The organism is Pantoea sp. ME81, from assembly GCF_903970985.1.
In the GTDB taxonomy this organism is placed as follows: domain Bacteria; phylum Pseudomonadota; class Gammaproteobacteria; order Enterobacterales; family Enterobacteriaceae; genus Pantoea; species Pantoea communis.
This window is the reverse complement of the sequence record NZ_CAJCKS010000210.1, coordinates 1-7,360: the sequence shown is the minus strand read 5'-3', so window position 1 is coordinate 7,360 and position 7,360 is coordinate 1. Positions and strand designations below refer to the sequence as shown.

General features: G+C 55.2%; 8 protein-coding genes. 4 read left to right on the top strand and 4 right to left on the bottom strand.

Annotation, left to right across the window (positions count from 1 at the left end):
- Nucleotides 1-203: undecaprenyl-diphosphate phosphatase (locus H7A81_RS24140; protein WP_182058960.1), on the bottom strand; the 203-nt coding region annotated here is incomplete at its 3' end.
- Nucleotides 204-640: 437 nt separating this feature from the next.
- Here H7A81_RS24140 and H7A81_RS24135 point away from each other — a divergent pair.
- Genes H7A81_RS24135 through H7A81_RS24125 form a run of 3 tightly spaced genes read left to right on the top strand, consistent with a single transcriptional unit; the run spans nucleotide 641 to nucleotide 4,092 of the window.
- On the top strand, nucleotides 641-2,089 hold the full coding sequence (locus H7A81_RS24135; protein ID WP_182058959.1) for an amidase: 1,449 nt from the start codon (nucleotides 641-643) through the stop codon (nucleotides 2,087-2,089).
- Nucleotides 2,082-3,392 (top strand): cytosine permease, encoded by a 1,311-nt coding sequence (locus H7A81_RS24130; protein ID WP_160867547.1) that lies wholly within the window; start codon nucleotides 2,082-2,084, stop codon nucleotides 3,390-3,392. The genes H7A81_RS24135 and H7A81_RS24130 overlap by 8 nt, the downstream gene beginning before the upstream one ends.
- The gene (locus H7A81_RS24125; protein WP_182058958.1) at nucleotides 3,385-4,092 is read left to right on the top strand and encodes a cysteine hydrolase family protein; all 708 of its coding nucleotides are present in this window, start codon (nucleotides 3,385-3,387) and stop codon (nucleotides 4,090-4,092) included. Before H7A81_RS24130 ends, H7A81_RS24125 begins: the two co-directional genes overlap by 8 nt.
- On the opposite strand, the gene H7A81_RS24120 is transcribed toward H7A81_RS24125, so the two are convergent.
- Both H7A81_RS24120 and H7A81_RS24115 read right to left on the bottom strand, forming a co-directional pair.
- A complete protein-coding gene (locus H7A81_RS24120; protein WP_182058957.1) occupies nucleotides 4,081-4,983 on the bottom strand; it encodes an alpha/beta hydrolase in 903 nt (300 codons plus the stop codon). The two genes, H7A81_RS24125 and H7A81_RS24120, sit on opposite strands and share 12 nt — an antisense overlap.
- A gap of 93 nt (nucleotides 4,984-5,076) precedes the next feature.
- Nucleotides 5,077-5,676 (bottom strand): glutathione binding-like protein, encoded by a 600-nt coding sequence (locus tag H7A81_RS24115; RefSeq protein ID WP_182058956.1) that lies wholly within the window; start codon nucleotides 5,674-5,676, stop codon nucleotides 5,077-5,079.
- 99 nt (nucleotides 5,677-5,775) lie between these two features.
- Between H7A81_RS24115 and H7A81_RS24110 the strand changes: the two genes are divergently transcribed.
- Nucleotides 5,776-6,651 (top strand): LysR family transcriptional regulator, encoded by an 876-nt coding sequence (locus tag H7A81_RS24110; protein ID WP_182058955.1) that lies wholly within the window; start codon nucleotides 5,776-5,778, stop codon nucleotides 6,649-6,651.
- A gap of 27 nt (nucleotides 6,652-6,678) precedes the next feature.
- On the opposite strand, the gene H7A81_RS24105 is transcribed toward H7A81_RS24110, so the two are convergent.
- The coding region (locus tag H7A81_RS24105; protein WP_182058954.1) for an aminotransferase class III-fold pyridoxal phosphate-dependent enzyme at nucleotides 6,679-7,360 on the bottom strand (682 nt) is incomplete at its 5' end.

Below are 7,360 nucleotides of genomic sequence, written 5' to 3'. Positions count from 1 at the left end.
TCCCGCCAGTTATTCCAGAAGTAAACAATCACCGCGAACATCGTGCCGGTATGCAGCATCACCAGCAACAGCGTCATGTCCGGGGCCGCGGGGTCAAGGCCCAACAACTTTTCGGTCATAATGACGTGTGCAGAGCTGGAAACCGGCAGCAATTCCGCCAGCCCCTGAATTACGGCCAGAATGGATACGTCGAAATAATTCACCCGTTCGCCCTCAGATAAAAGAATGGAAAATGAGACTTTGTTTAACCTCGCTCACCCTGACACATTTCTCATTTTATCTGTGATAAGTATTATCCTATTCGTGATGTCGTTTATGAAATGTTTACTGAATTAAAAATCGAATAATACGCAGGTTACAACTGCATGACGTGGCGCTGTATTTTCCGATGATGTTTATCCAGTCAGTGACATTTAGCAACGCTGAAAGCAGCCTGCATCAGTGATGACCAAAATGGCGCATCGCTGCGCTATTTTTGTGCTTCCTGTTAAACCTAATACATTAAAACGAAACATAAGTATTCGATCTTGTATCCAAGTCCGTATCCCATCAGGCGCTATCTCCTCGCCGCTGATTGTTGGCACCTTCTGGCACGCAAACTGCATTAATCCCGTTAAGTGACCAAATCGGGAGATGAATCATGTTTGAGGCTTTACTGGATGAGGATGCTACTACATTGGCAGCGCTGATCCGCAATGGCGAGGTGTCTGCCCGCGAATTAACGCAAGCCGCGTTGGATCGTATGGAAAAACGCGAACCACTGATTCGGGCTTTTTGTACGGCATCACCCGAATTGGCGTTACAGCAGGCATCAGTGGTGGATGCGAAGCGTGCACGCGGTGAAGCGCTGGGGGCTTTTGCGGGTGTGCCATTGGCGGTTAAGGATCTCATTTGCACGGCGGGTGTGAAAACCACCTCCGGTTCGGCAGCCTATGCCGATTTCATTCCTGAAGATGACGACATCACCGTCGAGCGCCTGCTGGCTGCTGATGCTGTGCTGCTGGGGAAAACCACTGCGCCCGAGTTTGGTTATAGCGGCGTTGGGCACAATCCGCTGTTTCCTTCACCGCGCAATCCCTGGGATTTGAGCAAAACGCCCGGCGGTTCCAGTGCCGGATCCGGCGCAGCGCTCGCCGCTCGCCTTTGCCCGATGGCATTGGGCAGTGACGGCGGCGGATCGGTGCGTATTCCAGCGGCGCACTGCGGCGTTTATGGATTCAAGGCTTCGATGGGGCGGGTGCCGTTATGGCCCGGCTGCCGCGATGAACGCTTTCCCGGCGTCTCTAGCTGGGAATCACTGGAGCATATTGGCCCCTTGACACGCACGGTGCGAGACAGCGCACTAATGATGTCAGTGATGGCAGGCCCGGATATGCGCGATCGTCACTCCATTCCCTGCAGCGACGTTAACTGGATTTCCTCTCTGGAAAAACCCTTAAACGGGCTGCGCATTGCGTTTAGTGTCGATTTTGGCTACATCGCCGTCGATAAAGAGGTGCGTGACGTTGTCACTAAGGCCGCTCGACATTTCGCCCGTGAACTGGGGGCGGAATTAGAAGAGGTTGATCCAGGGATTGCCGATGAAGGCGCCACCTTTGCCGCGCTGGTGGCCTTTGAAAGCGATCTCACAGGCATGCGTCAGATGCAAAGCGAACTGGGCTCACGCATGTCACCTCATCTGAGCGCCATGCTGCAACGCGAATGGCGCGCTGAACACTTTACCGACGCCAATACCGCACGCAAGAAGATCTGCAATCAGCTGTGGCGATTTATGCAGCGTTACGACTTGCTGTTGACGCCAACGCTGGCAGTGCCGCCGTTCCCGCTCAACATGCAGGGACCGGAAATCATCGATGGGCGCATGGTGCGCAGCGATCATTGGTTGTCGTTCTGTTATCCCTTCAATTTCACTGGCCAACCGGCGGCCTCAATCCCTGCGGGCTTCACCGCCAGTGGCTTGCCGATTGGTCTGCAAATCGTGGGTCGTCATCTGGACGATGGCCTGGTGCTGGCGGCAAGTGCCGCTTTCGAGCGCATCCAACCGTGGAATCACCTTTATCCTGACTTAATCGGAGTTGCCCATGAGTAACAAATCCTCCCCTGCGCTGGAGCAGGAATTTGAACACGAGCCGGTTCCTTTAAGTCACCGTCACTCGACGCGGTCGGTATCAGCCGTCTGGTTCGGTTTCCCGATGATCCTTACCAACGCGTTGTTTGGTGGCATTATTACCTGGCATTTGGGTTTCTGGCCCGCGCTGATTGCCATCCTGCTCGGCAATCTGGTGCTGTTCGCTTATGTTGGCGCACTGAGTTGGTTTGCAGGTAACACCGGGATGAACTTCGCCCTGCAGGCAAAGCGTACCTTTGGCACTAAAGGCTATATCCTCGTTTCCGGTTTTCTCTCGACCGTCGTGATTGGCTGGTATGCGTTTCAAACGGGTTTAACCGGTACAGTCATTAACCAAACCTTTGGCTGGAACGCACTCGCGGTGACCGCTATCGCCATGGTGCTGTATACCGGAGTCACCTTCCTCGGCGTACGTGCGTTGTCGATCCTGGGCATGATTGCCGCACCGTTGTTTGTGGTGCTCGGTTTGGTCGCACTGTGGTTGATTGGGCAGGATCACGATTTCAGCACCATCACTCAGTTCAAAGGCAGTACTGGTGCCGTCGGCGCCATGAGCATGGGAACGGCGGTGACGATGGTGGTGGCAGGATTCGCCGATTCGGGCACCATGACCGCGGATTTTACCCGTTGGTCGAAAGACGGCAAATCAGCGGTTATCGCGGCGTTTTCCGCCTTTCCTATGGCGAACGTCATCTCATATCTGTTCGGTGTGGTGATTGTAGCGGTGGGCGCGGCGGTTGATCCGGTCAATAATGGCGGTAACTTCCTGCCAATGCTGATGAATCATGGCACGTTACTCTCCATCATCGCTTTCCTGTTTGTTTTCATTAACCTCGGCTCGGTTTGTACCCATTGTTTGTACAACGGTGCCGTTGGCTTTAGCCATCTGTTCAGCAGCAAGATGCGAGTCTGGACGTTGATCCTCGGCGCCATCGGCGGGGCACTGGCGCTGGCGGGCGTCTGGTCTTACTTCCTCGAGTGGCTGAGTTTGCTCGGCATCGTGGTACCGCCGTTTGGTGCGGTCATGATCGTTGACCTGATCTTCATGGCAAAAATCAGCGAGCAGCGCAAAACCCGTCGTCTGCGCGGTAGCGCTTTTGCCGCCTGGGCGATTGGCAGCTTGTGTGCGGTGATTGCCCACATTGAATTCCCGCAGTTTGGTGAAGCGGTGATTGGCCTGGTGACGGCTGCTGCCAGTTACACTTTGATTGTCAAACTGAAACGTGAAAACGCAGCGAGCCTGATGGAGCAGAAAAATGCCTGAATTCACCATTGATTCAACACCTTATCCCTGGCCCTTTGATGGGCGGTGTACGCCTGCGGATACCGCACTGATCGTTATCGATATGCAGACCGATTTTTGTGGCAAGGGCGGCTACGTCGATAGCATGGGGTATGACATCGCACTGACCCGCGCTCCGATAGCGCCTTTGCAGCGCGTGCTGGCACGCATGCGGGAGTTAGGCTTCCCGATCATCCATACGCGTGAAGGCCATCGTCCTGACCTGAGTGATTTGCCGGCCAATAAACGCTGGCGTTCAAAGCGGATGCAGGCGGAAATCGGTGCGCCCGGTCCCTGTGGCCGCATTTTGGTGCGCGGTGAGCCGGGCTGGGAAATTATCCCGGAGCTGGCGCCACTGGCGGGTGAAACCATCATTGATAAGCCAGGCAAAGGCTCTTTTTATGCCACCGATCTTGAACTGATCCTGCGCAGTAGGGGGATGCGTAATCTTATCATCTCGGGTATTACCACCGATGTCTGTGTGCATACCACGCTGCGCGAAGCCAACGATCGCGGCTTCGAATGTCTGGTACTGTCCGATTGCTGCGCCGCGACCGAGCTAAAACATCACGAAGCGGCACTAAGCATGATTCACATGCAGGGCGGTATTTTTGGTGCGGTGGCCAGTTCGGAGACGTTGCTGGCGGGCCTGGCTCAACCTTCCGCCACGTTAAGCGTTTAACCATTGCAGATAATGTCCCGGCCACTCAGTCGTTTGTGTGCCGGGCTTACCTAATCCAAAACCATGCCCCCCGCTGGGATAGCGATGCATCTCAACCGGCACATGCTGTTCCTTACACGCGGCAGCCATGATCAAAGTATTGTGCGGATCGGAAACAGGATCGTCTTCGGCCTGAACCAGGAAAAACGGCGGTGATTGCGGATTAACGTAGGATTGAACCGACCAGGCGGTATCCGCACTGAGTGATGCGTCTTTCCCGACCAACACTTTATGCGTGGAGGTGTGTTCATAAGGTGGCTCAAGCGTAATGATGGGATAGATCAGCGCGGCACGGTCGGCCGTTGCGGGGAGATTGTCCATTGCATCACTGGCCTGATAAGCGTGAAAGTCCGCGCGGTTCGCCGCCATTCCCAGCAGGTGCCCGCCAGCCGAAAAGCCCAATACGCTGACATTGTTCTCACGGTGACGCACGATACGTAGTGCGCGCTGTGCATCCTGAAGTGACACTAACGCGCCATCTTTCCAGCCTTCCTGCGGCAGGCGATAACTCAGCACATACGCTGTGTAGCCTTGAGCCGCCAGCCACGCGGCAGCGGGCCAGGCTTCTTTGCCCATTTCGATACGCGTATAGCCGCCGCCAGCCGCAATCAGTACGGCGCGTCCCTTCGGCTGAACAGGCTTGAAGACGGTGAGCGTCGGCATGGCAATATTCCGCTGCGCGCCTTTGGCACTAAACGTCATCGCCCCTAAAGGTCCACCGCCACCAGGCGGTTGTTTTGGCCACAAGGGCAATACCTGTGCGGGTTTTGCCGCGGAAGCGGCCAGGCTAAAGCCGCTGCGCGCAGCAAAGGGGGAGAGCAGTAAACCGGTAAGAAAGTGGCGACGGAGCATGGCCGATCCAGACTGAATGCAAAAAGGTATTGAATCAGAAGAATCGGCAGAGAGTATGAAGAAGATGTTGGATTATATGTAGAAACGCATCAATTATTGCTCCGCCAAAAGGGCCGCTTGCACGGCTGGTCGCGCATGAATACGCTGAAAATGCGCTTGCAGGGTCGGCCATTGTGTTAAATCAATCGCGAAAAATTTGCACCATCCACAGAGAACGTACAGATAAATATCGGCCAAACCGATCGTTTCGCCCTGCAAAAACAGCCCTGGCCTTAACGTATGTTCTAAATATGCAAAACGTTGGAAAAGGCGCTGTTCAAATCCCTCACGTACCTGCTGGGGTAATGCGCGATTAAACAGCGGCGCCATACCCGCATGCAGTTCAGTGGCAAGAAAATTGAGCCACTCCAGCAGCCTGATGTAATCCATTCCGCCGGGCGCCACGCATAGCGGTGCGGAGGGTTGTAAACTGGCGAGGTACAACAAAATCGCCGGGCCTTCCGTCAGGATCGAACCCTCATCCATCTCCAGCGCAGCGACATAACCCTTGGGATTGATGTAATAAAAATCCTCTCCGTCTTCGGTCTTTTTTGACTGGTTGTTGACACGAACCAACGTGAAAGGCAGTGCCAGTTCACGCAGAACGATATGTGGCGCCAGTGAACAGGTATCAGGGGCAAAATAAAGTTTCATCGAAAATCCCGGTTGCTGTTGTCTGCATGCATCTTGCTTACGCGCATGTTGTCAGTAAAATTAATGTTTAATTACCTCATCATTAGCTGAGCTACTGACATGATGAATCTTACCCATTGGCGACTTTTAGTCGCGGTCACCGCGCACGAGAACTTAACCCGTGCGGCGGCCGCAATTGGCATGACGCAATCGGCCGCCAGCCAGGCCATTACGCAACTCGAAAAATCCCTCGGCGTCACGTTGATCCATCGCAGCCGCATCGCCATCTCGCTGACGGAGGTAGGCCGTGAAGTGGTGCAACAGGCGCAGCAAATGCTTGATCACTTAGACGCTATTCGTTCCCTGGCTCACCAGGCGCGGGGTCTGGACCAGGGGCGCGTGCGGTTGGCGTGCTTTCCTTCGGTGGTCTCAGTCTTATTGCCTGATTTGATAAAGCAGTTCGCGCACGATTTCCCCGGCATCAATTTGAATGTTATTGAGGGCAGTGACGAGGAGGTCGTCACCTGGCTGCAGCGTGATGAGGTGGATGTGGGCGTGGTATTAAATCCTCGGCTGGAAGATAACGCCATCCTGCTCGGGCAAGATCGCTGGATGGCGCTACTGCCTGCTCAGCATAAACTGGCACGCAGCCACCGCGCGGGTATGACATTACAGGAACTCCAACAACAGCCTTTCATTCTGGCAACCGGGGGTTGCAAAGTGAATGGCGGGAGCCTGGTGGAAGAGGCAGGACTAGCCTTGACCGATGTGCGAATTACGGTGCGAGATTGGGCCAGCGCATGCGCGCTGGTGAAAGAAGGTATGGGTATGGCAATAGTGCCGGAATCCACGTTACCCGATAACATGACAGGCGTTATTGCCATGCCAATCCAACCGCTCACGGTGAGGCGTTTTGGTTTGGTTCGCGCTGCGGGCCGGGAAGTTTCCCCCGCGCTGGACGCCTTTTGGAGATTTGCCGCCCGCAGCTTTGATTAATCCGTTCTCTGCGCGGGCACTGTGCCATCACGCTATGTGATGCAACGTCTCACCTACAGCGTCAAACAAGCGATCCAACTCGGCAGGCTGTGTATTGAACATCGGGCCAAACTGCAGTGTATCGGCACCAAAGCGCACATAAAAACCGGCTTTCCACAGCGCCATGCCCGCTTCAAACGGCCGAATGGTGGCATCGCCGCTGCGAGGCGCAAGCTGGATGGCTCCCACCAGACCGCAGTTGCGGATATCGATGACGTTCGGGCAATCACGCAGCGCATGCAGTGCATGGGCAAAATGCGGTGCCAGCTCGGCGGATTGCGCAATCAGCGCGTCATGTTCCAGTAACTCCAGCGTCGCCAGGCCCGCCGCACAGGCCACCGGATGGGCAGAGTAGGTGTAGCCGTGAGCAAATTCCACCGCGTGTTCTGGCAGTTTTTGCGCCATAAAGGTGTGGTAGATTTCGCTGCTGGCGACCACGCCACCCAGCGGCACCGCGCCATTGGTGATCTGCTTGGCGAAATTGAGGATATCGGGCGTGACGCCAAAATACTCAGCGCCGCTCCAGCGGCCCATGCGGCCAAAACCGGTAATGACCTCATCGAAGATCAGTAAAATATCGTGCTGGGTGCAGATTTCACGCAAGCGTTGCAGATAGCCAACCGGTGGGATAATCGCCCCCGCAGATCCGGAAAGAGGCTCAACAATCAGG